This is a genomic window from Bacillus sp. AFS015802 (genome assembly GCF_002561455.1).
Taxonomy (GTDB): Bacteria; Bacillota; Bacilli; order Bacillales; family Bacillaceae_B; genus Rossellomorea.
Genome location: NZ_NTUP01000015.1, coordinates 19,530 through 44,699 on the forward strand (window position 1 = coordinate 19,530; position 25,170 = coordinate 44,699).

General features: G+C 43.0%; 26 protein-coding genes. 4 read left to right on the plus strand and 22 right to left on the minus strand.

The features are described from left to right. Nucleotides 1-10: 10 nt before the first annotated feature. From CN378_RS11635 to CN378_RS11645, 3 genes are all read right to left on the minus strand, one after another. Complete coding sequence (locus tag CN378_RS11635) at nucleotides 11-2,173, minus strand: DNA topoisomerase III (RefSeq protein WP_098352087.1); 2,163 nt, start codon at nucleotides 2,171-2,173, stop codon at nucleotides 11-13. Nucleotides 2,174-2,356: 183 nt separating this feature from the next. Continuing rightward, nucleotides 2,357-2,800 (minus strand): DUF6376 family protein, encoded by a 444-nt coding sequence (locus CN378_RS11640; protein WP_098352089.1) that lies wholly within the window; start codon nucleotides 2,798-2,800, stop codon nucleotides 2,357-2,359. A gap of 187 nt (nucleotides 2,801-2,987) precedes the next feature. Continuing rightward, nucleotides 2,988-4,085: a M24 family metallopeptidase gene (locus CN378_RS11645; protein WP_098352091.1), complete on the minus strand. Its 1,098-nt coding sequence runs from the start codon at nucleotides 4,083-4,085 to the stop codon at nucleotides 2,988-2,990. 259 nt (nucleotides 4,086-4,344) lie between these two features. On the opposite strand from CN378_RS11645, the gene CN378_RS22940 reads away from it, so the two are divergent. Beyond that, a complete protein-coding gene (locus CN378_RS22940; RefSeq protein WP_224940763.1) occupies nucleotides 4,345-4,440 on the plus strand; it encodes a putative holin-like toxin in 96 nt (31 codons plus the stop codon). A gap of 227 nt (nucleotides 4,441-4,667) precedes the next feature. On the opposite strand, the gene CN378_RS11650 is transcribed toward CN378_RS22940, so the two are convergent. The 12 genes from CN378_RS11650 to CN378_RS11705 all read right to left on the minus strand — a co-directional run bounded on the left by CN378_RS11650 (nucleotide 4,668) and on the right by CN378_RS11705 (nucleotide 16,126). Continuing rightward, on the minus strand, nucleotides 4,668-5,111 hold the full coding sequence (locus CN378_RS11650; RefSeq protein ID WP_098352093.1) for a DUF4064 domain-containing protein: 444 nt from the start codon (nucleotides 5,109-5,111) through the stop codon (nucleotides 4,668-4,670). A 62-nt stretch (nucleotides 5,112-5,173) separates the two neighbouring features. Continuing rightward, the gene (locus tag CN378_RS11655; protein WP_098352095.1) at nucleotides 5,174-5,593 is read right to left on the minus strand and encodes an NUDIX hydrolase; all 420 of its coding nucleotides are present in this window, start codon (nucleotides 5,591-5,593) and stop codon (nucleotides 5,174-5,176) included. A gap of 169 nt (nucleotides 5,594-5,762) precedes the next feature. Beyond that, nucleotides 5,763-6,617: an SDR family oxidoreductase gene (locus tag CN378_RS11660; protein ID WP_098352097.1), complete on the minus strand. Its 855-nt coding sequence runs from the start codon at nucleotides 6,615-6,617 to the stop codon at nucleotides 5,763-5,765. 270 nt (nucleotides 6,618-6,887) lie between these two features. Further along, nucleotides 6,888-7,448: a hypothetical protein gene (locus CN378_RS11665; protein WP_098352099.1), complete on the minus strand. Its 561-nt coding sequence runs from the start codon at nucleotides 7,446-7,448 to the stop codon at nucleotides 6,888-6,890. 114 nt (nucleotides 7,449-7,562) lie between these two features. Further along, a complete protein-coding gene (locus CN378_RS11670) occupies nucleotides 7,563-9,227 on the minus strand; it encodes a glycerol-3-phosphate dehydrogenase/oxidase (RefSeq protein WP_098352101.1) in 1,665 nt (554 codons plus the stop codon). Between the two features lie 167 nt (nucleotides 9,228-9,394). Continuing rightward, the gene (glpK, locus tag CN378_RS11675; RefSeq protein ID WP_098352103.1) at nucleotides 9,395-10,885 is read right to left on the minus strand and encodes a glycerol kinase GlpK; all 1,491 of its coding nucleotides are present in this window, start codon (nucleotides 10,883-10,885) and stop codon (nucleotides 9,395-9,397) included. An 18-nt stretch (nucleotides 10,886-10,903) separates the two neighbouring features. Beyond that, entirely contained in the window at nucleotides 10,904-11,734 is an 831-nt protein-coding gene (locus CN378_RS11680; protein ID WP_098352105.1) for an MIP/aquaporin family protein, read from the minus strand. Nucleotides 11,735-12,072: 338 nt separating this feature from the next. Beyond that, nucleotides 12,073-12,630 carry a glycerol-3-phosphate responsive antiterminator gene (locus CN378_RS11685; RefSeq protein WP_098352332.1) on the minus strand — a complete coding sequence of 186 codons (558 nt, stop codon included), beginning with the start codon at nucleotides 12,628-12,630 and terminating at the stop codon, nucleotides 12,073-12,075. 213 nt (nucleotides 12,631-12,843) lie between these two features. Beyond that, a complete protein-coding gene (locus CN378_RS11690; protein WP_098352107.1) occupies nucleotides 12,844-13,224 on the minus strand; it encodes a DUF805 domain-containing protein in 381 nt (126 codons plus the stop codon). 172 nt (nucleotides 13,225-13,396) lie between these two features. Continuing rightward, a complete protein-coding gene (locus CN378_RS11695) occupies nucleotides 13,397-14,164 on the minus strand; it encodes a DeoR/GlpR family DNA-binding transcription regulator (RefSeq protein WP_098352109.1) in 768 nt (255 codons plus the stop codon). A 277-nt stretch (nucleotides 14,165-14,441) separates the two neighbouring features. Beyond that, nucleotides 14,442-15,683, minus strand: a complete 1,242-nt coding sequence (locus tag CN378_RS11700; RefSeq protein ID WP_098352111.1) for an aminopeptidase — start codon at nucleotides 15,681-15,683, stop codon at nucleotides 14,442-14,444. Further along, nucleotides 15,680-16,126 (minus strand): HIT family protein, encoded by a 447-nt coding sequence (locus CN378_RS11705; RefSeq protein ID WP_098352112.1) that lies wholly within the window; start codon nucleotides 16,124-16,126, stop codon nucleotides 15,680-15,682. The genes CN378_RS11700 and CN378_RS11705 overlap by 4 nt, the downstream gene beginning before the upstream one ends. A gap of 125 nt (nucleotides 16,127-16,251) precedes the next feature. On the opposite strand from CN378_RS11705, the gene CN378_RS11710 reads away from it, so the two are divergent. Continuing rightward, nucleotides 16,252-16,755 (plus strand): GNAT family N-acetyltransferase, encoded by a 504-nt coding sequence (locus CN378_RS11710; protein ID WP_098352113.1) that lies wholly within the window; start codon nucleotides 16,252-16,254, stop codon nucleotides 16,753-16,755. A gap of 53 nt (nucleotides 16,756-16,808) precedes the next feature. On the opposite strand, the gene CN378_RS11715 is transcribed toward CN378_RS11710, so the two are convergent. The 5 genes from CN378_RS11715 to CN378_RS11735 all read right to left on the minus strand — a co-directional run bounded on the left by CN378_RS11715 (nucleotide 16,809) and on the right by CN378_RS11735 (nucleotide 21,020). Next, nucleotides 16,809-17,309, minus strand: coding sequence for a CBO0543 family protein (locus CN378_RS11715; protein ID WP_098352114.1), 501 nt, complete (start codon nucleotides 17,307-17,309; stop codon nucleotides 16,809-16,811). An 84-nt stretch (nucleotides 17,310-17,393) separates the two neighbouring features. Next, entirely contained in the window at nucleotides 17,394-18,419 is a 1,026-nt protein-coding gene (locus tag CN378_RS11720) for a serine hydrolase domain-containing protein (protein ID WP_257141113.1), read from the minus strand. Next, nucleotides 18,416-18,961 carry a GNAT family N-acetyltransferase gene (locus CN378_RS11725; protein ID WP_098352115.1) on the minus strand — a complete coding sequence of 182 codons (546 nt, stop codon included), beginning with the start codon at nucleotides 18,959-18,961 and terminating at the stop codon, nucleotides 18,416-18,418. The genes CN378_RS11720 and CN378_RS11725 overlap by 4 nt, the downstream gene beginning before the upstream one ends. 12 nt (nucleotides 18,962-18,973) lie before the next feature. Further along, a complete protein-coding gene (locus CN378_RS11730) occupies nucleotides 18,974-19,894 on the minus strand; it encodes an alpha/beta fold hydrolase (RefSeq protein WP_257141114.1) in 921 nt (306 codons plus the stop codon). Nucleotides 19,895-20,006: 112 nt separating this feature from the next. Next, nucleotides 20,007-21,020, minus strand: a complete 1,014-nt coding sequence (locus CN378_RS11735; protein WP_098352117.1) for a S66 family peptidase — start codon at nucleotides 21,018-21,020, stop codon at nucleotides 20,007-20,009. A 267-nt stretch (nucleotides 21,021-21,287) separates the two neighbouring features. Between CN378_RS11735 and CN378_RS11740 the strand changes: the two genes are divergently transcribed. Both CN378_RS11740 and CN378_RS11745 read left to right on the plus strand, forming a co-directional pair. After that, nucleotides 21,288-22,601, plus strand: a complete 1,314-nt coding sequence (locus tag CN378_RS11740) for a D-alanyl-D-alanine carboxypeptidase family protein (RefSeq protein ID WP_257141115.1) — start codon at nucleotides 21,288-21,290, stop codon at nucleotides 22,599-22,601. Between the two features lie 104 nt (nucleotides 22,602-22,705). Beyond that, nucleotides 22,706-23,098 carry an SET domain-containing protein gene (locus tag CN378_RS11745; RefSeq protein WP_098352119.1) on the plus strand — a complete coding sequence of 131 codons (393 nt, stop codon included), beginning with the start codon at nucleotides 22,706-22,708 and terminating at the stop codon, nucleotides 23,096-23,098. Nucleotides 23,099-23,316: 218 nt separating this feature from the next. Here CN378_RS11745 and CN378_RS11750 read toward each other — a convergent pair whose 3' ends face one another. Beyond that, complete coding sequence (locus CN378_RS11750) at nucleotides 23,317-24,585, minus strand: hemolysin family protein (protein ID WP_098352120.1); 1,269 nt, start codon at nucleotides 24,583-24,585, stop codon at nucleotides 23,317-23,319. A gap of 43 nt (nucleotides 24,586-24,628) precedes the next feature. Beyond that, nucleotides 24,629-25,039 (minus strand): MerR family transcriptional regulator, encoded by a 411-nt coding sequence (locus CN378_RS11755; RefSeq protein WP_098352122.1) that lies wholly within the window; start codon nucleotides 25,037-25,039, stop codon nucleotides 24,629-24,631. Nucleotides 25,040-25,170: the final 131 nt, after the last annotated feature.

Here is a 25,170-nt window from a genome sequence, read left to right on the forward strand (position 1 = left end):
TTGGTGCTTGTTAGTTTATATCGAATTGAAAGTGAATTTTTTTCTGATTCGAATCCCAGCTCAGATAAGCTGAAAATTCTTTCTCGCCTTTTTTAAATCCGTCTATGCGATCGGATTTACCATCGGTCAATACTTTTTTGACGATCTTCTGTGTTATTCTCTTCGACAGAATGATTTTGGAAATGGTAAAGCTGCATTTTGTATTTTGATAGTTGGAACAACCATAGAATTTTCCTTTATCAATCACCTTACCCCCACATTTCAAACAGTTACCGAGGCTCGTTTTGGGGATGCTTTTCCCTTTTCTACCCTTCGTTCGTTGAATGGATTCAGTATCAAGATCTTCGAAGTTCCATGTGGTGGCTTCCTGAAGGGCATTGTGAACAAGGCGATCGCTTAATTTTTTCACTTGTTCCATAAATTCTGGTGCAGATGCCTTTCCTTTTCCGATCTCTTGAAGGCGCTGCTCCCATTTGGCCGTCATTTCAGCTGAGGCTAACACATTCTCCCCGATCGCCCGTATTAAAACCTTAGCTTTGTCGGTTGGATACACAATATTCTTTTGAATATCAATGTACTTACGATCTTTAAGCATCGTGATGATTCCTGCCCGTGTAGCCTCTGTACCAAGTCCCTCTGTCTGTTTCAGCACTTTTTCAAGCTCATCATTTTCCATATGTTTTCCTGCTGTCTTCATCAGGGTGATCAGCTGTCCTTCTGTGTATCGTTTGGGAGGCTGTGTTTTTCCTTCCTTGGTCAAGACTTTCTTTACTACTCCTTTGTCCTGTTCTTGTACGGGAGGCAGGAGCGGTTCTTCTTCCTTTTCGTTTTGCATGAGGACCTGCCGCCATCCATCCTGTAGAATCTGCTTTCCTTTAGAAACAAACTCAGCCCTCTCATCTACCAGCGTAGTAATAGTGCTGTAATTCATGATGGCTTTGTCATGATGTGCTGCGATGAAGCGCTTAATCACCAAATCATATATTTTCTTTTCGTCTTCTGATAAGGAAACAGGATCTGTTACCTGTTCAGTCGGGATGATGGCGTAATGATCCGATACCTTTGCTTCATTCACAAATCGCTTATTGTTCAATAAGCTTGCATGAGGAGTGGGAATCCACTTGTTGTAAGGACTGAACTTTTTCAGTTTGGACAATATTTCCGGAAAGGTCTCAGCCTCCCCTTTCGTTACATACTGGGAATCCGATCTTGGATACGATACGATCCCCTTTTGGTAAAGCTTCTGCAGAACATCCAATGTTTTCTTGGGTGAGAACTTATACATTTTATTGATGGTAGCTTGAAGGGATGAAAGGTTGAATAGTAAGGGTGGTGCAAACTCTTTTCGTTCAATCTTCATCGTTTTTACGATTGCCTGCTTGTTTTGGCAGAAAGAGGCTATCTTCTCGGCCAGCTCCCGGGATTGAATTCGGCTCTCTCCATCCTTTTGCCATGTCCCTTCATAAGAGTGATCTCCGATTTGAAAGTGAGCTTTCACTTCCCAGAAGGGTTCACTTTTAAAACGCTCAATCTCTTCGTCGCGCCTCACGATCAGGGCCAGTGTAGGAGTTTGAACCCTGCCTGCAGAGAAAACATCCGACATTCCCTGTTGCTTGAGCAGAATGCTGTACACCCTTGATGCATTCATACCTACCAGCCAATCGGCACAGGCCCTGGAATAAGCTTCATGATAGAGGCTTCTCATTTCTGCTTCTTCCCGTAAGCTTTCGAATCCTTGAATGATCGCCTTCTCAGTCAGAGAAGAAATCCACAGTCTTTTCATAGGTTTCTGCACCTTGGACATGGAGATGATATTCCGGATGATTAACTCCCCTTCACGTCCCGCATCACCCGCATGAATGATTTCTGTTACTTCCCTTTTCTTAAGAAGGTCTTTAATGACGGAGAATTGTTTCGCTTTTGCCCTCTGCAACTCATATTGAAATCTGAGAGGAATGATCGGCAGGTCGTCCAGTGACCATTTCTTCCATTTGCCTTCATATTTCTCAGGGGCCTGTAGCTGAAAAAGGTGTCCCACAGCCCAGGTAATATATGCGCCTTTAGGGAACACCTCGTTTGCATGAATCTCGATATATCCTTGACGTTTCCGATGGGAGAAAGGCTTGGCAAGGGTTGCTCCTTGGTCGGGTTTCTCAGCTATAACGACTTTCATAACATCCTCCTTTTCCTTTTGTTGATTTTATCATTATATCATTTTAAAGAACTCTTGTTCTATAAAAACATGAAACAACCGTCCATTGATTGGAATGGCTGTTCCTTAAAGGTATGTATGGATTCATTCCGTGTGAAAACTCCAGTAAAAAGGTGTTACAGACCCATCTGTAACACCCGTCCATCATTGACCCAGATTCTCTAAGTTTCCTTTAATTTCCTGAAGCTGATTGAATGTATTCACGATTTCAAGATTTTTAAGCTCCGACATTTGAACTTCGCCCTTATCAATTTCGACTAATGCCCGATCGATCCCTTCCAACGCTTCTTGATTATATCCCTCCACATTTTTGTGGATGTCTTCTGCCAATTTAGGGGGGGTTAATTCGTTGATTTCCTTGATTTCATTTTTCATATCGACCAACCTTGTCTCCAGCTTCGGAATGGCAGATGAATCAGCAGCGGCATTTTCCATTAAACCTGGAAGGTCATTTACGAACTGTTCAGCCTCATTCAGGTAATCGGTCATCTCGTCTACATATGTCAAACTGTTGTTTGCTTCTTCTAGAATGCCACAGCCTGTCAGTGTGAAAAAGCTGCAAGCAATGAGCATCAGTAATTTTTTCATGTATGTCGTCCTCCCTGTGTGTTGCTTCCACTGTATATACGGACCTTTTGAATAAAAGTTTCACTTTTAATAAAATGATTGATTTTTGATTTCTGGCAATAAAACAGAATAGATGATCTTGGAAGAGATAATAGGCAATATAAAAAAGGAGGCTGACGCTCATCAAACGTCAGCCTTCTTTTTATATTTATTCGATTATCTGAAGTTCTTTAGGATAGTTCGTTAACGTGACGTGACCATCCTTGGTAATAAGGACGTCATCTTCAATTCTTACACCGCCGATTTCCGGTACGTAGATTCCTGGCTCGATTGTGTATGTCATTCCTTCTTTTAAGATGCCATCATTTAAATGACTCATGGAAGGGAATTCATGAACATTGATTCCCAGGCCGTGTCCGATTCGATGTGGGAAATAGTCGCCGTACCCCGCATCTGAAATAATATCTCGTGCGATTTGATCCAGGTCCCCTATCCGGTTGCCTGGTCTGCTCGCTTCTAGAGAAGCGAGCTCTGCTTTTAGAACAGTGTTGTAAATGTCCTTTTGTTTCTCTGATACTGACTTATATGCGAATGTGCGGGTAATATCAGAAGTGTACCCTTCAAGGACAACCCCGAGATCAAACAGGACAAAATCTCCTGCTTTCAGCTTGCGGTCTCCCGGATTTCCATGTGGATCGCCCGCTTTTTCACCGAACAGAACCATAGTTGAAAACGACATTTCACGAATCCCTTTTTTCTTTAATTCATATTCAATCTTGGCAAGGACCTCCATTTCGGTAATGCCTTCTTTAAGGGCGCTTACACCTACTTCCACCCCGAAGTCCGCCATTTCTGCCGCTCGACGCATGATTTCAATTTCTTTCTCGTCCTTCACTACGCGCATCTCGTTTAGTTTGTCTTCTACATTCACTACATTGGGTGTATCAAAGATGTTTAAGAATGACTGACTGCGTCCATACGTTACGACTTCGTTTTCGAAAGCCACCTTATTGCCTGAAATGTTTCTTGACTGAATGGCTTCTTTTATAAAGTCCCAAGGATTTTCGTGGTCTGAATAACCAATCACTTCGCTGCCCCACCCGGCATCCTTCACTTGTCTCGCTTCCATTCCTGGAACGACTACAAAAGGGTCTGCATCTGGGAATATAAACAGTCCCATTAATCGCTCATGCGGATCTGTATGGAAATTCGTTAAGTAAAATACATTTTCAGTTGAATTTATAAATGCTGCATCAATTTTCTCTTCCTTTAACCACTCTTTTACTAATTCTATACGCTGTTTCATCGTGTATTCCTCCTCGAGTATCGTGATGTTATGTAATCGTTTAATATGAGCATATCTATGCTAACATATTTCGAGGAAAGTTTGAAATAATTGTAGTAGATGAATGGTCAACACTGGGGTTGTATGTTTTTTTGACAGGGTCAGGCTTTTCCTACTTCCTGCCTATAAAGGGTGAGGGGTGTTAGTGATATAATTTGGAGTATACAGTGAATGTAGGGTGGGAGTGGCCACTTCCTTATAGAAGGAGGTGGTGCTTATAGTGACAACGTATGAGGCGTTAACGCTGATGATAACCTTTGGCTCTTTAATTGTCTCCATCATTGCCATAGTTATTTCGAATGATAAAAAGAAATAACCCCACCCTCATGAAGCGCCTAAACTTTGAAGGGTAGAGTTATATTCCTTTCTCTATTGGGCCACTGCTTTCCTTGCAGTTTGCTGTGTAGCAGGAGACATTGGTTGCAGCCAGTGTCTCTTGTTTTTATTATGCTCTCATTTTAAGATAGTACATTTTCCGGCGGAAAGCAAGATGGGACCGGGCATTAAATGAAAGATTAAAGAAAATTCTCTAATCTTTATGTATTAATAAACCGGGTCCGTTTTCTTGGGCTTACGAACAAATGCCATGATGCCCGCAATTAAGAATAAAAGTCCAGGAATGAAACCGAAACCGATTGTTCCAAGTCCGATCACTAGAGCAGCAATGATGAACATGATACCGGATAGTACCGGTTTCTTATTTTTGACGATAGTCAATACGGCTATGATGCCAAGGATAGAAGCAATAATGCCCAAAATCACCAGGTACGATCCCATCGACTCAGCCGCTTCCATGATGGAATTCATATCTCCTGCCGTCATCCCTGATTCCTGCAGATTCGGGTCACTCGCCATTCCCTCCTCGATTTCGGACATGACCTCTGGACTGTTCATTCCCATGTTCAGTACAATCCCAATGATTGAGAATAATGCGGACAAGACGATGCCGATCACTCCCATGATGACTTCACCAGTACGTTTTACCATTCTAATCTCTCCTTTATAATTGTATTCTCTCATGTGTTCTTTTGAGAAAACAGTACGATTCCTTATTGCCATTGTATGTTTTGTTTCTTGATCATATAGGCTTCAAGGATGGAATGGTCCTCAGGAAAGCCCAGGGGCAGATCTTTCAATTCATGTAAGGAAACCCATTCAATCTTATGTATTAACTGATCAGGATCTTGAAGAGTGGCTTTTCCTCCAAGGAGCTGAACTTCATAATAATGAATGGTCGTGGAAATGCTCCCTTCACATCCCCACTTAGTGTAGAGGTGTTTGCCTACCTCCACCTCATAACCGGTCTCCTCCCAGACTTCTCGCTTACAGCACTCCCTGAGGCTTTCCCCTTCTTCCAGTCCGCCTGAAGGGACCGACCATCGCTTCTCTTCATGTTCTTTTCCCTGTAATACCATCAGTAAACGACCTTCATTCATGCAAAGGGCTGATGCCCCTTTCCAATCGTTCATTCATTCACCTCCCATCATGTGGAATCCACCTGCATCCCACCGACTCTTCCCTTCATCATAAGGAATCACCTTAAGCATATTCGCCGTTTTGACAAAATTCTCCTTCCTTTGTATTAATTTCTTTATTTTCAGACATCCATCGGTTGGATGTTTAGATGTATATATCCGTTCACGTTCCGTTTTTTATGCGTAGTTTTTTGAGGATAGCCTTTTCTAGAATATTCCAAGGAAGAAGATTTTTGAGGAGTAACATTAAACGAATTCCTTTGCCGATGGGAATTCTGAAGGTGTTCCTTTTATATTGGGCCAGTTCACCTACGATAGAAGCTACCTCTCTTGGATCTCCAAGCGAATCTTCCCCGGATTCAATTTCTGCATTGATTGCCTTCATGTAAAAATAATAGGGTGAATGTTTCTCCAATGAGCGATTGGCAACTTTTTTTCCTGATGTCCATATATTTGTCCGATAAGAACCGGGTTCAATAAGATGTACGTCAATGCCAAATGGTTTCAGCTCCAAACGAAGACTTTCACTATATCCTTCAAGGGCATGTTTGGAGGACACATAAGGACTTAGACCAGGGAATCCGATTCTTCCGCTAATGCTGCCCATATTGATGATCTTCCCTTTTCCCTGCTTTCTCATATATGGAAGCACAAGCTGAGTGACCCTCATCGCACCAAATACATTCGTTTCAAATTGTGCGCGGAATTCTTCTATACTGACTTCCTCGGCAAACCCTCCACCGGCATAACCCGCATTATTCAGGAGGAGATCGACCCTCCCGATTTTAGCAATCATGCTTGAAAATTCCTTTATGGATTCTTCAGAGGTGACATCCAATGAATGAATATGTATGGATTTTTCCACTCCGAATATTTTCGCCTGAGATATCAAATCCTCATCTTTGTGGACATCTCTCATTGTGGCAATCACCGTAAACCCAATCTGTGCGAGTTCAAGCGACGATAGTAAACCAAATCCACTGTTCGATCCCGTCACCACAGCAATCTTCTGATTCATGTATCCTCCTCCCTTCTTCTATCAGTATAGCAATAAGATGTCATATACATGAACGTTTTTCTATTACATAACAAAAAAAAGGCAGGCTTCATCCCATTGAAGCCTGCCTTTTTAACGAGGAGTCGTGTCAATTTCTACCCTTAATCTACAGCATCTGTTTCTCTCACACAACATCCCTCAGGAAGGATGTATTCTTCTCTAGGGAAATGAAGTCCAGGGTTTAGACGATTTCAGCCTCATTTCATATATTTATATAATTGTAAGCATAATTTATTTTGCACGGGTTGAAGCGACGATTCCACTATCTTTAGAATAGAAATTCACTCTCGGAACAAGAAACATATCTTCAAATGTTTCGATATGGATGAAGAAGTCCTTTGCTGTCAAGCTTACGTGTTTAAACTCAATATTCTTTCGATATGTAAAGTAATCTGCATCCAATTCTTCTCTGTTGCCGTATACAATAAACTGGTAATTGTTCAGTGAGTCGGTACCTAAGGAAGATTCCTGAGGTTGATAGTATTGTTCAAATTCATAAAGGGGAATGAGTTTCATTTTTTTATACCGCACCAATCCGATTTCCTTCTCTTTATTTCTATCACGATGGGTATAGAGAATAAGATATTGTTCCCCGACCTCTTTCTCTAACACTATATTCACGTCCTCGTTGAATTCAGTGAGTGCGAACTGCTTGAAATGCCGACTGATCGTGCTCTTTTTAGTGATCACAGCGTTTCTTTCAATAAAAAATGAGAGGGTTGCTGCCAAAAGTGATGAAAGGAGAATGGAGATAAAAACTTTCCCTTTTTTTCTCTTCTTTTCTTCTTCCATTGTGTATTCCTCCTGCTGTGGAAAATGGATTCTCCCCCTATTTTACCATTCATCAAAAGAAAATCTTACAAAAAATGAAAAAAACGGCAGAAATATCTTCTGCCGTTTACATCCTTATGACTGCAAATCTACCGGTACTACTGCATTTTTTAATTCTTCGTTTAAATCAGCAGTGTATTTGTACTTCTGTTCAGAAGTCCAATTCAACAATTTGGACATCATCTCAATGACTGGTTCCTTCCACTTCTCTACCCACTCACGATCAAAGAATAAAGCACCTGTCCGTCTAATGAAGAAATCCACCGGTGTCGCAGCCATCTCTTCCTGAATCGCATAAATCAGTTGGGCGTACAAATACGGAGGGACGGACCTTTCATCCGTGGAACCACTATAGGCATGAGCAAGCTTGAATAGCTGATCCACATTGGAACCGTACATTCCCGCGAGCTTCCTGCCCTCTGCCTCTGATAAACCATATTGAATCGCTTCCCCAGCCTTTTGATCAATAAAGGTTGGGAAATTCTTCGAGCCCCCCACATGACCGCCTGAAATCGGCATATGCTTCGTAGAGGAAGCAGGGAACTTCTGCTTGTTTTCTTCTTTTAATCGTTTTGAAACAAGGTCAACGACGTGTTCGCCCATCTTGCGGTAACCTGTCAGTTTACCACCGGCAATGGTGATCAGTCCGCTCTCCGCTTCCCAAACCTCATCTTTCCGTGAAATTTCAGAAGGATCTTTTCCTTTTTCAAATATGAGTGGACGAACGCCTGCCCAGCTGGATTCCACATCCTCTTTCCCGACTGACACATCGGGGAACATGAAGTGAATCGCATTCAAGATATAATCCCTGTCTTCTGATGTCATATGAGGGGATGCTTTCTCAGAGTCAAAGAATGTATCCGTAGTCCCTACATAAGCTTTCCCATCACGAGGAATCGCAAATACCATACGTCCATCCGGTGTATCAAAATAGACAGCCTGTCGGAGAGGGAATTTGCTTTGATCGATGACAAGGTGGACTCCCTTGGTCAGGCGGAGCTGCTTGTTATTCGTGCTGTAATCCTTCCCACGCACATCATCAACCCAAGGACCGGCAGCATTGACAATTTTCGACCCGCGGATTTCAATTGTTTCTCCTGTGACGAGGTCTTCTGCTTCTATTCCTACGACTTTTTTGTTGTCATAGAGGAAGCGCTGGGATTTCATATAGTTTAAGACTGTGGCTCCATGGGCAACTGCTTCCTTCATTACTTCGATGGTTAAACGGGCGTCGTCAGTCCGATATTCAACATAGTACCCGCCGCCTTTCAAGCCGTCTTTTTTGACGAGTGGTTCTTTTGATAACGTTTCCGATACAGATAGCATGGAACGTCTTTCACTTCTCTTTACACCAGCAAGGTGGTCGTATACCTTCAAGCCGATCGATGTGCTGAATTTGCCGAATGTCCCTCCTTTGTGCAGAGGTAGAAGCATCCACTCAGGTGTGGTGACGTGGGGGCCGTTTTCGTATACGATTTCACGTTCCTTTCCTACTTCTGCCACCATCTTGACTTCAAATTGCTTTAAATAACGCAATCCTCCGTGGACTAATTTTGTTGATCTGCTGGAGGTCCCTGCAGCGAAATCCTGCATTTCCACCAAGGCAACCTTCATTCCCCGTTTGGATGCATCGAGAGCGATCCCTGCTCCGGTAATACCTCCACCGATAACAATCAGGTCGAAATGGTTCGAGGACAATGTATGTTTCACTTCTGTTCTAGCAGTGCTTGAAAATGTCATAGTTGGTTCCTCCTAAGGAATTTAGTAATAGTTTATACTCTACTGTTTAACCATAAAAAAAGAGACCGAAACAAACATCATGGTCCTAATGTGCCATAATGCAAGTCTGGTCTCTCTTGGTCTCTAACCGTTTTATTAACTTGTAGCTATTATATCATAAAATTCATTTATTTAAAAGCCATAGCTGCTTTGACCGCTTTTTTCCAGCCAGCATACAATTCTTCCTGGGTTTCAACTTTCATTTCCGGTTCGAATTCCTTATCTTTAAGCCACTGCTTCGAGATTTCATCCCTGTCTTTCCAAAATCCGACGGCAAGTCCCGCCAAGTAAGCAGCACCAAGAGCGGTGGTTTCATTGACAACGGGACGCTCGACCGGAACGGATAAAAGATCGCTCTGGAATTGCATTAAGAAATCATTCTTGACCGCCCCGCCATCGACACGGAGTTTCTTAAGGGAAATACCGGAATCCGCTTCCATGGCCGTCAAGACATCTTTCGTCTGATACGCAAGTGATTCCAATGTGGCTCTTACAAAGTGCTCCTTAGAAGTCCCCCGTGTTAAACCAAATACAGCACCGCGGACGTCACTGTCCCAATAAGGAGTTCCCAAACCTACAAAGGCAGGGACAACATATACTCCATCCGTCGAGTCCACTTTCTCAGCATAGCCCTGGCTGTCCTTTGCATCCTTTAGCATACGAAGACCGTCGCGAAGCCATTGAATGGCAGAACCGGCAACGAAAATGCTGCCTTCAAGAGCATATTCGACCTTTCCGTCGATTCCCCAAGCAAGAGTGGTCAGTAGTCCATTATCAGACTTAACCGCTTTTTCCCCCGTGTTCATAAGCATAAAGCAGCCTGTCCCATACGTGTTCTTCGCCATACCTTTTTCATAACACGCCTGTCCGAATAATGCCGCTTGCTGATCCCCTGCAGCACCTGCGATCGGGATTTCCCTCCCGAAGAAATGATACGGAACCGTCTTCCCATACACTTCGGATGAGGGACGGACCTCTGGGAGCATACTTGCCGGTACCCCGAGGATATCAAGGAGTTCTTCATCCCACTTCAACTCATGGATATTGTACATGAGTGTCCGGGATGCGTTTGAGTAGTCCGTTACGTGAGCGGTTCCACCGGACATCTTCCAAATCAGCCAGGTGTCGATCGTTCCGAACAGGAGCTTTCCTTCTTCCGCCTTTTGCTTTACACCTTCGACATTGTCGAGGATCCATTTCACCTTCGTACCGGAGAAATAGGCATCGATCAGTAATCCGGTTTTATCACGGAAGGTATCGTTCAGTCCTTGTGATTTCAACTCCTCACAGATTCCTGCGGTTTGTCGGGACTGCCACACGATCGCATTATATACCGGGTCACCGGTCTCTTTATCCCATACGACGGTTGTTTCACGTTGATTCGTGATCCCGATTCCTTCGATCTGATCGGGTTTCACACTGGATTCCGATAAAACGCTTGCAATGACGGCAAGGACAGATCCCCAAATTTCATTGGCGCTATGTTCTACCCAGCCCGGTTTAGGAAAATGCTGAGTAAACTCCTTTTGGGCAGTATGAACGATTTCCCCTTTTTTATTAAAAAGGATGGCTCTTGAGCTTGTAGTTCCCTGATCCAAAGATAAAATATACTTTTCCATTGATAACCCCTCCATAGATTAATTTTCAGTAGATAATTGATGTACTTTTTTAGCTAAACTGGTCTTTCTGTCACTTGCGTAGGCAAGTCCAAGCACGGCTAGAAGAATCACAAGAACCACCCAGAAGCTTGTCGTGACTTGTCCAATGAAAACGGCTTTATAAAAGACGCCTCCAAAAGATCCGCCTAACACTGGACCCACTACCGGAATCCATGAATATCCCCAGTTGGATGGTCCCTTTCCAGGAATCGGAAGGATGAAGTGAGCGATACGCGGTCCAAGATCACGAGCCGGGTTTATCGCATACCCGGTCGTACCTCCAAGAGAGATTCCGATTGCGATGATCAGGAATCCGACGATAAATGGATTTAATCCCTCTGTAAAGGTATTCGCCCCTATGGATAATAATCCTACTACTAATACAAAAGTTCCAATGATTTCACTCAATAAATTTGAAAAATAATGCGGAATGGCAGGACCTGTAGCGAAAACACCTAGTTTCACACCGGGATCCTTTGTTGCATGCCAATGAGGCAGAAAGTGTAAATACGTTATCGAAGCCCCGATGATCGCCCCGATCATTTGAGCAAGGATGTATGTTGGTACGTCACTCCATGGAAAATCTCCGTTAAAGGCAAGTCCCAATGTGACAGCCGGATTTAAATGGGCACCGCTAAACTGTCCGACAGCATATACGCTCATGGCAACACCTAATCCCCAGCCAAATGTGATCACGATCCATCCTGCGTTATACGCAAAGGATTTCTTAAGGTTTACGTTGGCACAAACCCCCGCACCAAAGATAATCAGCATGGCTGTTCCAACCACTTCTCCTAAAAATGCATTCATGTATCATCCCTCGTTTCAATAGATTTTTGCTCCGTAGTCAAAGGCAAATGAACAACATGCGTACGACATCTGTTCCAAGAATAAATGCGCGGCAGGGCGTATGCTCGCTTTTGTGAGGCTTTTTAGCACGTTTACCCTTTTTATGCATGTGGTAACCTACTTATTTACTCATTCTGACCTTTACCAGAGCTTGTTGAATCAAAAAGAAAGAGACTCACGGAATATGCCCATAAATGGCAGGCACTTCACGTGAGTCTCTTCATCTCTTTCACAACGTATTAACTTGTGATTTATATTACTCCACAATGAAAGCGGTGTCAATGGTTTTTCATGATTTTTTATCTGTCAAAATGTTTCCATAGGACACGGTCAGAGGTTGTAATGGCGGTCGCTCCTGCTTCAAGGGCCGCTTCCACTTCTTCGATCGTATCAATCAGACCCCCTGCAAAAATGGGCTTGCCCGTTTTTCCACCAATTTCTTTTATGATTTTAGGAACCACACCCGGGAGAACTTCAATAAAGTCAGGATCGGTCTTCCGGATCAGTTCAATGCTTCGATTCATGGCGCTTGAATCAATCACAAACATCCGTTGGGTGGCATACACTCCCTTTTGCCTCGCTTTTTTTATGACATTACCTTTGGTAGAAATGATGCCATAAGGTTTGATTTCCTGACAGACATATTCAGCCGCGTACTCATCACTGGCTAAACCATGAATGAGATCCAGGTGCAAGAACATCTTTCGATTCTCTCTACGGGCATATTCGAAAACACTTTTCAGCATCCCGACATGCAGATCGAGGAACACACCATATTGGAAAGATGTTTCGAGCATTTTATCAAAGTCCTTCATGGACCGTATGGCAGGCAGGATTTTTTGACCTTCAAAACTCACTGTCATTCACTTCCTCTTACATTTTTTATGTATGTTTTCACAAGGAGAAATTATATCATAGTTGCTTCTGGGAGGTGTCCCTTTCGATTTTACCACAAAATGGCATATGGTGGACATAGACCCCTTATTGATAGAACCACATCATTGTAAATAAGTAAACAGGACTTAAGCGGGAAAAGGAGAACCCTCGGTTGTCGGGTTCTCCTTTCTTGTCTATGTGGTGACCGTAATGTTCTCGAAGTGTTTGGGGGTAGGTCCGTATTGGTTACTTCCGTGATCACTATCCAAACACATAAACACGAGTATAACGATGGCCCCCACTACAGGGACAAATACAAGGAAATACCAGGCTCCACTCCTGCCTGTATCATGAAGACGCCTGACGGTTACAGCCAAAGAAGGAACGAAAACAGCGAGTGCATAAATGGCATAAAGTACAATGAAGATTATACCTGAGGAATCGACTAAACTGGCTGTAAAACTGAGAACGAACATAATGATGGAATTGACCAGTGTAAACATCCAATATTCCTTTCTTCTCGACCTTCCTGTGAAATCTGCATATTTCTTTAAAGCCGCTACGTACCAATTCATGAGTACAACCTCTCCTCTGCCTGACTTAACTTCCCTTCAAATTTTACAATTATTTGAATTAATTCCAATTTACCTCAATATTTGAACTGGTAAACCTTTTTGACTAGTTTTATAGTGAATTTTTTAGTATGTAAAAATCCCCCATCCTTCTTTAGATGGGGGGAGATCTCAGTCATTCTCCCTTTGCGATGAGGGTTCTGACTCCTTGAGAGCGGATCATCTCAATTTTATCTTTTGAGGCTTCCTCATCTGTGATGACGAGATCCAGCTTCGTTATTGCGTGCATACCTGTAAAAAGTTCCACCCCTAGTTTGGTATGCTCCATCAGTGCAATGACCTTTCTGGAGTTATCAAAGACGGTTCGGTGGAATATCGCAACTTCAGGTGTGGAAGTAGTTAACCCCCGGCTTGATATCCCTCCCGCCGTTGCAAAGCTTAAGTCGATAGTGAATTGTCGGGCAAACTCATTCGCCAGTCCGTCCGTTATGTTTCCGGATGACTTTACTCTTCCTCCCATGAGGTAGGTTTGGATATTGGAAAATTCTCTTAAATGATAGGCGATTTCCACCGAATTTGTCACAACGGTGAAGGCGATGTGTCTCGGAAGGTACTTCAGCATCACGTAATGAATGGAGGCCCCTCCTATAAAAATCGTCTCATCTTCTTGAATGTGCAGAACAGCTTCTTTCGCGATTGCATGTTGATAGTCTGTTCCTTTTCCGTAGCGTTTCGACGGGGCTTGAGGCTTAGTGCGGACTTTTGGGTTGGGAATGGCTCCCCCGTGGGTCCGTTTGATTAGCCCTTCTTCCTCCATGATCGATAAATCCCTGCGGATTGAATCGATGGAAACACTAAATTCATCTGCCAGGTCCTTTGCTAATACGCGCCCTGCTTTTTCCACCTTCTCAAATATCTTTTCACGTCTTTCTTCAGAAAACATCAATTCTTCCCCCTCGTTATCATTTATTTGCAAGTTTATACATGTTTCCGTGTGATGTATGGCTTCTTTGTTCACGTATATTCTTATTATTATGATAAAAGGTATAATTTGTCAACTTGTTCATTCCTTTTTCTTCATGGATTTCGCTTAATTTCTTCATGTTTATTCACGAACGAAAAAAACGCACTCAAATGAAGTGCGTTTCGTTCCCACATTCAGCGACTCTCCTGGAGATCTTATTATCTCTTTTGTTTCTAATATAAGACGAACTATACCATCAGATAGCCCAATTTCCATTACGGAAAATAGCAATCTTTCTTCCATCCCTGCACACGCCGTCGATATTCATCGTTGCCGATCCGATCATGAAGTCTTCATGTACAACACTTTCATTGAGCCCTTTCTCTTCGCGTTCCTCGTCGGATAAGATGTTTCCGTCTTTTATGCAAGTCGGATAAGAGGAACCAATCGCTAAATGATTCGATGCATTCTCATCAAACAAGGTATTAAAGAATAGGACCCCTGAGTCTGAAATAGGTGATCGATGAGGAACGAGCGCCACCTCGCCCAGGTAGGCAGCCCCTTCATCGGTAAGAATTAACTTCTTGAGGATTTCTTCCCCTTCTTTTGCGGAGACTTCCGTAATTTCTCCATCAACAAATGTGAGGGAGAAGTCGTCTATGACATTTCCATTGTAGGCAAGAGGCTTGGTGCTTGAAACGATCCCATTCACTCCTGTTCTTACAGGCACGGTATATACCTCTTCAGTCGGCATATTGGCAATGAAATGGGTTCCCTGCGGGTTTTTACTGGCACCCGTAAGCCATATATGATCTTCGTGCAGCTCAATTGAAAGGTCCGTCCCTCTTGAAGTGTAGTGAAGGCTCTCCAGTTTAAGCGAGTTGAGTTGGGCGGCTTTATCTGTCAGGTTCTGGATATGTGATTTCCACGCGGTAATGGGATCTGGCTGATCGATGCGGACAGATGTGAAGATCCGCTCCCAAAGGCTTGGGACTCTGTCTGATTCCGGAAGCTCAGGAAATACTTTGTCGGCCCATTTTTGAGATGGGATGGCGACGATCGACCAGCTGATTTCATCCTTTTCAATCGCCTCATAGAAACGATCAAGTGCATCCCCGCTTGCTTTCTCATAATTTAGGATCCGGTCAGGGTCGATCCCTTTCAGGAGGTCAGGGTCATTGGCTTCTATTTGCAGGAATGCTCCTTTAAGGTCCACGACCCATTCATGCGCAGCCGCAAGCCAGCTAGGGTATTCATAGAATACATCGTACGGTGCCAATTCATAATGTGTTCTCATGATTTCCTCATCAAACCATTGAACATGTACATTTCTCGCACCGGCAAGATAGGCTTCCTTCACCACCATTCGTACAAAGTCCTCTGTTCCAAGTGGTGCCGATATCCAGAGCGGTTGATCTTCTTGAACATTCACCCCGACCTTAATAGCCAGCTCTGCGTATTGTTTTACTTTTTCCTGAAATTCTTTATGTAGGGTCATTCCAAATTCTCCTGTTCCAATAATCTATTGATATATGTCTTCATGTTTATATGTGTTTCTTCCAATGTCTCAGACGGTTCTTCTACTTCGGCATTTCCATAAAATAATTCACCGAATCGATCTGCTTCTTCACTCCTTGGAATGACATGCATGTGATAATGTGACAACTCACTATAGACTCCTCCATTTTGACAGATCGTCACTCCATCAGGTTCATATAATTCGTAAATGGTGCGTGCAACCAGTTGAGAAGCCTTCATGACGGAAAGGCTTTCCTCGGTATCCATTTCCATCACTTCCACTCTATGCTTCTTGGGGAGGATCAAGGTATGACCTGCATGATGGGGAACATGATCCAATAAACAAGTGACGTGATCGTTTTCATATATGATGTATACTTTCTCTTCTTGATTTGCAAGCCGGCAGCCCAGGCATTTTTCCATTCTAGCATCTCCAATACTCAGTAAAATTTAAAGGTTTATTTTCAAAAGTGTCGAACATTGTTGAATGGACGAAAAAATAGTGTTTCTCTTATCATATCACGTAAAGGAAAGAAGGTCAGAATATAATGGAAATCGCATTACTTAATGAAAAACATGCCGAAGAGTATTGGAACCTCAGGCTTGAAATGCTGAAACAGAGTCCCTTAAACTTTGGCAGCAGCTATGAAGAGGCAGTCAAGCGTCAGAATCCAATTGAAATGACTAAAGAAAGACTTGTAAGCGAGGGAAACTTCACATTTGGCTGCTTTTGGGAGAAACATTTGGTGGGGGCTGTTACGATGGTACGGGAAGAAGGGTTAAAGATGAAGCATAAAGCATCCATTTATGCAATGTATGTTTCTCCATCCCACCGGGGAAAAGGGTTTGCAAGACGATTGATTGAAGCTGCCATCAACCAGGCGAAGAAAACGGAAGGCATTGAACAACTGATGATCACAGTCGTGACAACCAATGAAACAGCAAAGGGTCTTTACCATTCGTGTGGATTCAAACCATATGGGACAGAAAAAAGAGCATTGAAATATGATGGGGAATATTATGATGAAGAATTGATGGTTTTGTTTTTATAATAGGAATGGTGATAAAAAAAACGGTGATTCTCATACAGGAGGATCACCGTTTTTCACAATACATGATAATCGAAGCAGAGTAGAAGGAAGGCCACAACAAATACTGACCCAATCAAGGCTTTTAGAGGATTTAAAAAATGGAGGCGCAGCATCGGGAACATAATACAATAAAAAAATACCGTCCACCATAGATTCCAACCTTCAAAATATTCAATGGAATCGGTTTTCCCCGCAGCCCATTCCGTCAATGTTGCAACCCCGACATATTTCAAATAATAGATGACCTTGATTCTCCATTCTCCAGGATAATGGCTTAGGAACAGAATAACGAGGCAAGGGTAAGCCACCATGGTATATAGAGTATCTGTCACAAACATATTGACAAAAAAACCATCCAGTTCCCACACAGCCTTCACCGTATAGCTGATATACTGATAAAACATATTGAAGAAACTAAAGTAGTAGACGGTGGGAAGGAATTCCCTCCACCTGCTCCAGGATCCCCATTTCAAGGAACTAAGAACGACCAATAAAATAACGACAATATGAAACATGGGATCCCCCCATAATCCGGTACAATTTATAGGTCATAGTGTACCCTTGGATATGGAAATTCATTCCCAAATGAGATTTTGGCTTTAGCTACCAGGAGTAAATACATCCGATACCTTGTTACTGAACTCTCTTAAGTAATGAAGGTAGTTCTTCCCGCCATAGTTATAGCGCTTATTATACATCTTTGCCACAACAACGTTTAAAGATGGAATGACAAGAAGCGTTGGACCTGTGACACCGATTATTTGATAAGCGGCACGGGGCACTCGTTCCCCGATTTCACTTTTCGACCTGGGAGCTCCTTGTACATACCAGAAAAGGCCGTTATCTGGCAGGGACGGGTCAGCGTAAGCCCCATTCTGTATCGAGGTGGAAATCTCGATCACCTCTCGAGGAACCACCTGTTCCCCGTTCATCCTCCCCATTTGAAGATGCAGTTGTCCCCATAGAGCAAATTCGCGGGGAGAAACGAAAAGGTTTTTTTCTTTTCCATCATTGTTGGTCCCCAATCCGGTAAGAGCAGGAGTGGTTCTTGCTTCAATGATATGAACAAGGTTTTGGTCTTCTTCTGTCCGCCAGCCCGTTTCTTTCAAACCAGCCGGTGAAAACACCCGTTCCTCTAAAAGCTGTGGAAAGCCTTTCCCGTAAAGTTTATGAATCAATTCGGTCATGATCTCCACTCCGATGTTGCGATAAACCCAGTTTGTACCTGCCTTGAATTCTCGAAAGCAGTTCCCTTCTGTATCTACATCAAGTCCGTGGGAATGGGTTACCAAGTGCCTGATGGTCATTTCTTTTCCCAACGGTGAGTCCCATTCGGACATATATGCAGTAATGGGGTCGTCAAGGCTTTCGATGTGTTTGTCATATAATGCATAGGAAACAGCGAGCCCTAAATAGCTCTTTCTGGCGGAAGCCACATTGAATTGAGAATCAGCTTGAACCTGCCGTGCATTTATTTCGTGGGAGTGCCTTCCGCTGTAATGGTCTACCACTACTTCTCCATCCTTAAGAATATAAAGTGCTGCAGCAGAGCTCTCGTTTTTATCTTTAATCTCCTCAACCCAGGAAATCAGTTCCTTTGTCCCTCGGGCAACACTTGGGTTCACGCTTTTTTCCACTCTTTTGCAAGCATTCCATATACAATATGATCCACAAAGTGATCATAAATCCATTCTCTTTGTCTCAGCTTTCCTTCCTCAACATAACCCAGTCTCTCAGGGATAGCCCTGCTCCGATGATTGAACTCAGCTGCCGTTATTTCAACTTTATTCATTTTATAATAATCGAAGGCGTAATCCGTCAAACCACTTGCAACGGTCGTCATGATGCCTTTCCCTTGATAGCCTTCCCCAAGCCAATAACCGATGTATGCCACCTTGTTGGACCAATCAAGCGCATTGAAACCTGCTACGCCCACGACTTCCTTTTGATAAACGATGGCTGCCGTCAAACTCTTTTGATTGGCAAAACCTTGGCGGGTGCCTTTAATGAACTCCTCTGTATCCTCAAGGGTTTTAGAATAATCCACCCACGGAAGCCATTCGCGTAAATAGGAACGGGACCCATCTGTCAGTTCATAAATCCGTTCGGCATCCTGTAGATCAAGTAACCTTAATTCCAATTCATCATGTAATTTATATGTAAACATGTTTGTTCCTCCTTATCTTTGTGTAGAAAGACGATTGATTTTCAGGAAATTCATCACTACTTCTGTGAAGCGGTCTGCTTCCTCGTAATGCGGGGTATGACCACTTTTTTTGAAATGAACCCTCTTCCCTTTTTGGGCATCCCGATTAAATGTGTTAATATGCTCTTCACATGTGACTGGGTCATACTCCCCTGTTAAGAGAAGCATAGGGGTTTCAATCGTTTTTATCCTGTCTAACATATTGGAAAAAATGACCCCTTCATCACGAAGAAGTTGGTAGTGATAATCCGAGCGGTCGTAAAAAGAGTCCCACTCTTCATCAGTATAAGTGGCATAGTAGTCTGTAGGGTTATCAAAATTATGCGTATAGATTTCCATCCGATATTCTCCAAGCTCATCGCTTAACTTCATATAGATTTCTGTAAAATCCCTAGGAGATAGATCTCCTTCCACCAAATTCAAAGCTTTTTCTTGTAGATCAGGCTGATCATACTTTCCGAACAGATAAGCCGTCTTCCTGAGCAGTCCCTTCGAAGTCAGGGTAAAATCGAAAGTCGGGCATTCAAAGATGACTTTTTCGATGGAGTCCGGGTACTGTGAAGCATAAGCAAGGGCAAGAAAACCTCCAAAGGAATGCCCAAGGACAGACCATTGATCAATCCCTAACTCTCTTCTTAGGGCTTCACAGTCTTCTATGAGATCCTGAAAACCAAAGGATTCATTTTCCTGAATGGCTTCAGACCGGCAGACACCGCGCTGGTCGATGAGAACAAGAAATAGATTTTCCCCCAGCCGTTCACGCTGATGAAAAGAGAAATCGTAGCAGCTCTCCCCTGGTCCACCGTGTAGATATAATAAAGCCGGGTCCTTCGCAGAACCGTATGTCTCCACATGAAGACCTTTCCCCCGAATCGTCATGATGTTTGCTTTCATACTCAAAACCTCCTGTGTGAAAAGGGACGGACCTTCATTTGTGCAATTATGGTAAACTGCTGCTGCTCACCGAAGGTCCGTCCCTCCCTTTAAGAGTGAGCAGGCAGAAAGTCTATCGAAACGTTTGAATTACTTTACCTTTTCCATTTTGGACTTCTACTTCTCCGTAGGCTCCATTGATGAAGGTGATCTGAGGCGGCTGATGTCCGCAGTCGACATCATATACTACCGGGATTTGCAATTCTTCTTCCAGTTCATGATAGACATCTTCTGCCCAATAGTCATCAACCGGAGTATTGACGGCACTTCTCCCGAATAGTAGCCCTGAAGAATGATCTAACCACCCTGCAAGTTTCATTTGTACAAGTGTACGGCGTAAATCTGCCGTATTGATCTCACAGTTTTCAAGATACCAAATGATAGGTTCCCCGACGATATGTTTCTTTCTGAAAGAAGCCACATCACCGTATGGAGTGCCGATAAGATTTCTGATCACATCGATGCAGCCCCCGAGGAATCGACCTTTCATTTCAACCTCCCTGTCTCCAATGGTCTTCCAGACAGTGGACTCCGTTAAGTGAAATACACTTGGTGAAGGATGTAAGTGGTCCCATTGTTTTTGATGCTTCCGGGAGGAATATTGTGTGACCGAAGAACCTTTATCTGTCGAAAGGACTTTTTCCCATTGTTTTGTCGTTGGATCCGTCTCCTCTCCCCTTAAATCAATGAGGTTTGTCCCATGTGCAGTGGCCATCCCTGTCTTTAAAGTGATGGCAAGTAAAAGGGCACTAATATCGGAATAACCAAGCACCCATTTGGGCTTGATCTGTTCATAATCGATTAACTCGAGAACTTCTATGAGGAGCTCTCCTCCCCATGGTGGAGCGATGAGTGAAATTGATTCGTCCTGGAGCATTCTATTTAATTCGTCTGCTCTCTCCTTTGCAGGAGCAGACTTAGCCTTGTGCTGCTTCCAAACGGTTTCACCACACTCTATGACGTATCCCTTTTCTTCCATTTTAGCTATCGCTTTTTTCAGTAAATCGTGCAGCTCATGAGGCACACCAGAGGAAGGTGCGGTCAAGCCCACAGTAGAATTTCCCTTAAGCAATGGATATGTAATCATCCCTATCCCCTCCCAACGGTTAATTTACATGATTTTACCAGAATGATAGACTCCGTACAAGAATTTTTTTCCATCATTAGAGGGACGGACCTCTATAAGAATAGTTATGGTAAACCTGGAATTGACCTTGAAGGTCCGTCCCTCAGCACCACATTTTTTTACAATTATATGAACGATTTGAAACGGTTAGTGTGATTTGGGGTGTGTATGAGGTTTGTGTGGTAAAATGATGTGGTTGTGTAAAATTGGATTTTTGGAGGTTCTGATTTGAAGAAGAAAACGGTGAAGCAAAGCCTGTCGGTTTTGATGATATCATTTATGGCCATGACGCCCTTTCAGCAGACGGCGCATGGGAAATCTACATTAGAAATCAATGCAGATGCTGCCATACTAGTAGAAGCAGATACAGGAAAAATTGTTTATAGTGAAAATGAAGACAAGGCCCTCGGTATTGCCAGCATGACGAAAATGATGACGGAATACCTGGTGTTAGAAGCAATTGATGAAGGAAAGATCAAATGGGATCAAACGTATAAAGTAAGCGATAAAGTGTACCAATTAGCAAATGCTCCCGGACTTAGCAATGTCCCGTTGAGAGCAGATGAAGAGTATACGGTAAGGGAATTGTATGATGCCATGGTCATTAAGTCCGGCAACGGTGCAGCCATCGCTCTTTCAGAGGTAGTGGCGGGTTCTGAAGGGAAATTTGTCAAGATGATGAACGCCAAAGCAAAGGAACTTGGCTTCGAACATTATAAATTTGTCAATTCTTCAGGTCTCAGTAATTATGATATGCTCGGCATGTATCCAGAAGGTACAGATGTGAATGACGAGAATGTGGTATCAGCTGAAGATATGGCCACCCTTGCCTATTATCTCATCCATGATTTCCCTGAAGTCCTGGAAACATCCAGTCTCTCTTCCAAGGTATTCAGACCTGGAACCAGTGAAGAGCTGGTCATGAAAAATACGAATGGACTTTTAAAAGGAAAGTCTTATCATTACAAAGGGGCAGATGGACTGAAAACGGGAACCACCCCCTTTGCAGGCTCCACTTTTACCGGAACGGCGAAGCGAAACGGTGTCCGTTATATATCGGTCATTTTAGATGCGAAGGATGAGTACGGACAACCGAGCAGTGCAGAACGATTTATTCAAACGAGGGAACTTCTCGATTACGGATTCGATGAATTTGAGAGCGTAAGCTTCAGTTTAGATAACATCGAGAAGAACAAGGAGCATACGTTACCGGTTCCTGATGGTAAGGAGCAGGAAGTGACCATTAAGCTGGACAAGCCGGTCTCTATCCGTTTAATGAAGCAGGAAGAAGACAAAGTGAAAACCAGCTTGAAAATGGACGAAACGAAAGTAAACGAAGACGGTTCCCTTCAGGCTCCGATTGAAAAAGGTGAGAAAATCGGGGAATTGATCATTGATACTCAGGAGGAAGAAGAATATATCTTTGACAAGAAAGCAGCCCCTTACAGGGTGGATGTGTATGCTGCAGAATCCGTGAAAAAAGCGAGCTGGCTGGTACGGAGTTCACGCAGCATCCAGGGGTTTTTCAGTAATCTCTTTTAAACTGTGAGGTTCACTTTTTACAGGTTGTAAAAGATTTGGTGTTGCTTTTCTGTCACGTTCGTGTCAAGCTTACTAAGTCAAGGATTTAGAAAGCAGGTGGCATAATGATCGAAGTGAAAATATCGTCTCTTAGCGACGGTGACCTTAATCGTGGAGTTTTTGCAAAAAGAGATATAGCTAAAGGAGAGCTGGTTCATGAAGCGCCGGTCATCCCCTACCCGAATGAGGAACATGAACATATCGAGAAAACATTCCTCGCGGATTATGTATTTGAATATGGAATCAATCATACTGCACTTCTATTAGGATATGGAATGCTGTTTAACCATTCATATACACCAAATACGGTTTACGAAATCAATTTTGATAATCATACCTTCGACTTTTATGCCTATACAGACATTCAAGCTGGCGAAGAACTGCTTATTAATTATAATGGCGAAGTGGATAACGATGAGCCGCTTTGGTTTAATAAAGATAAGAGTGACGAAGAATAACGAAAAAGGGACTTCCGGTTAACACCGGGGTCCCTTTTTTCGTTATTCTTCTTCCGAGGGACGGACCTCTAATAATTCTTTAAAAAGTAATAAGAATCCGCATAGTGTCTGCATTCCTTGCTGAAATAGCATGATATAGCGAGGTCCGTCCCTCTGGTGATTGAATACTGCTGCTTATAATAAAAAAACAGGCATCGCTGCCTGTTTTTGCATTTGTGTTAAACCATGTCTTCGGTTGTTTCTTCCAGGATTTCAACTTTAATCGTGCGTACCCGGCGGTTATCCACTTCTTCCACACTCACTTTAAGGTTTTCATAGTCGAAGCTGTCACCCTCTGATGGAAGGTCTTCGAAGCTTTCGACGACCCATCCTCCTATTGTATGGTAGGAACTTTCCGGCTCTGGTACATCAAGCAGCTCTGTAAATTCATCCAATTGATATTGGGAATCGAATCGATACTCTTTGTCACTGATTTTTCTCATGGAATGGGTTTTTTCGTCCTGTTCATCCCAGATTTCCCCTACGATTTCTTCAAGGATATCTTCAAGGGTGATGATTCCCGTCGTGCCGCCAAACTCATCCACTACAATGGCCATATGCACGTTGTTCTTTTGAAGCTTGGTAAGCAGGGTGGAAATCTTGGCTGATTCAAATACAAACATCGGTTCTCGGATCAATTCCCGGATGTTCACTTCACCGAACTTGATCAAGTGAGTAAAAAATTCTTTCTCTGAAAGGATACCGATGACGTTATCGATATGATCTTCATAAACAGGTATCCGTGAAAAACGTTCTTCAAAGAACATCTCTTTGATTTCTTCGATCGGTTGATTCACTTCAACGGCCATTACATCGATCCGGGGCGTCAGGACCTCGGTTGCAAGGATGTCATCAAAGTCCATGGAGCGGTGGATCAACTCCCTTTCTTCTCTATCAATGACTCCTTCTTCTTCACTAATATCAAGCATCACTTTTAACTCTTCCTCTGTGACAGACGGCATCTCGGGGTTTTTCGAGAAGAACTTCGAGACTAACTCTTTTAGTTTGATAAAAAAGAAGTTAATCGGTGTAAGGACCTTGATCAGGAAGAACAGCACGCCGGCTATAGTCAGGGAATAGGTTTCAGCGTTCTCTTTTGCCAATGACTTCGGAAGGATCTCTCCGAAAATCAGAATTAACAGTGTCATGACAAACGTACTGATGACAAGTCCCGTGTTGCCTCCAAAAATATCCGTCGCAAGCTTTGCTGAAATACTGGCTGCGGCGATGTTTACGATGTTGTTTCCGACTAATATCGTAGACAGTGCTTTATCAAAATTTTCAGCAATATAATGGGCTTTGATGCTCCCTCTTCTTCCTTCACTTACGAAATTCTTAAGCCTGATCTTGTTTACGCTGGAGTAAGCCGTTTCCGCCGATGAAAAAAAGGCAGATAAAAGAATTAATGCTCCTAATAATACTAATGAATTCAGTGGTATATCGTCCAAAAAAAAGTCACTCTCCTGTAGTTGTTTATCTATTTATGCGGGATTACCCAGAAAAAACCATTAATGTTTGGAATAAGGCCAACGCTTGTGGGGACACCTGTTTCAACATGCGTCTGCGTTCCTCATCCCCCAAAGTATCCAATGCATGCAGGACCTCATGCAATTCATTATGCAAATGCTTCATTTCATTCCGTATATGCTTCACTTGCTTCTCAAGTACGGATTGATCCACCTGCTTGGATTTCAAAAGAATCATTCGATCCTTAATTTCATTCAGCGTCATATTCATCTGCTGACACTGTTCGATCAGCTTCAAATCTGCTAATGTCTCTTCATGATAGTACCGGTAATTATTCTTTGACCGGTCACATTTTAATAAACCCATTTTTGTATAATAATCAATCGTCCGCTTGGACACTTCACTTAGCCTCGATAACTCGCCTATTCGATACAACTTCCCAAGTGATCACCTCTAGAGTAGTATACTTTATTTCTACTAAACCGTACAGTTAAACGTTACGGTTTAGGGACGGACCTCAAAATATACTATGTTTTATAAGTGAAAACGCTTAGTATCAAGGGTTT

Bases quoted from the DNA above. Each gene is read 5' to 3' on its own strand.
- CN378_RS11650 (WP_098352093.1), bottom strand. From the start codon at position 5,111: ATGGTAAAACGTACTGGTGAAGTCATCATGGGAGTGATCGGCATCGTC.
- CN378_RS11700 (WP_098352111.1), bottom strand. From the start codon at position 15,683: ATGACCCTACATAAAGAATTTCAGGAAAAAGTAAAACAATACGCAGAG.
- CN378_RS11710 (WP_098352113.1), top strand. From the start codon at position 16,252: ATGGAAATCGCATTACTTAATGAAAAACATGCCGAAGAGTATTGGAAC.
- CN378_RS11655 (WP_098352095.1), bottom strand. From the start codon at position 5,593: ATGAACGATTGGAAAGGGGCATCAGCCCTTTGCATGAATGAAGGTCGT.
- CN378_RS11635 (WP_098352087.1), bottom strand. From the start codon at position 2,173: ATGAAAGTCGTTATAGCTGAGAAACCCGACCAAGGAGCAACCCTTGCC.
- CN378_RS11745 (WP_098352119.1), top strand. From the start codon at position 22,706: ATGATCGAAGTGAAAATATCGTCTCTTAGCGACGGTGACCTTAATCGT.
- glpK (WP_098352103.1), bottom strand. From the start codon at position 10,885: ATGGAAAAGTATATTTTATCTTTGGATCAGGGAACTACAAGCTCAAGA.
- CN378_RS11670 (WP_098352101.1), bottom strand. From the start codon at position 9,227: ATGACATTTTCAAGCACTGCTAGAACAGAAGTGAAACATACATTGTCC.
- CN378_RS11715 (WP_098352114.1), bottom strand. From the start codon at position 17,309: ATGTTTCATATTGTCGTTATTTTATTGGTCGTTCTTAGTTCCTTGAAA.
- CN378_RS11660 (WP_098352097.1), bottom strand. From the start codon at position 6,617: ATGAATCAGAAGATTGCTGTGGTGACGGGATCGAACAGTGGATTTGGT.
- CN378_RS11735 (WP_098352117.1), bottom strand. From the start codon at position 21,020: ATGATTACATATCCATTGCTTAAGGGAAATTCTACTGTGGGCTTGACC.
- CN378_RS11640 (WP_098352089.1), bottom strand. From the start codon at position 2,800: ATGAAAAAATTACTGATGCTCATTGCTTGCAGCTTTTTCACACTGACA.
- CN378_RS11730 (WP_257141114.1), bottom strand. From the start codon at position 19,894: ATGAAAGCAAACATCATGACGATTCGGGGGAAAGGTCTTCATGTGGAG.
- CN378_RS11695 (WP_098352109.1), bottom strand. From the start codon at position 14,164: ATGTTTTCTGAAGAAAGACGTGAAAAGATATTTGAGAAGGTGGAAAAA.
- CN378_RS11665 (WP_098352099.1), bottom strand. From the start codon at position 7,448: ATGGAAGAAGAAAAGAAGAGAAAAAAAGGGAAAGTTTTTATCTCCATT.
- CN378_RS11680 (WP_098352105.1), bottom strand. From the start codon at position 11,734: ATGAATGCATTTTTAGGAGAAGTGGTTGGAACAGCCATGCTGATTATC.
- CN378_RS11725 (WP_098352115.1), bottom strand. From the start codon at position 18,961: ATGTTTACATATAAATTACATGATGAATTGGAATTAAGGTTACTTGAT.
- CN378_RS11705 (WP_098352112.1), bottom strand. From the start codon at position 16,126: ATGGAAAAATGCCTGGGCTGCCGGCTTGCAAATCAAGAAGAGAAAGTA.
- CN378_RS11645 (WP_098352091.1), bottom strand. From the start codon at position 4,085: ATGAAACAGCGTATAGAATTAGTAAAAGAGTGGTTAAAGGAAGAGAAA.
- CN378_RS11690 (WP_098352107.1), bottom strand. From the start codon at position 13,224: ATGAATTGGTACGTAGCGGCTTTAAAGAAATATGCAGATTTCACAGGA.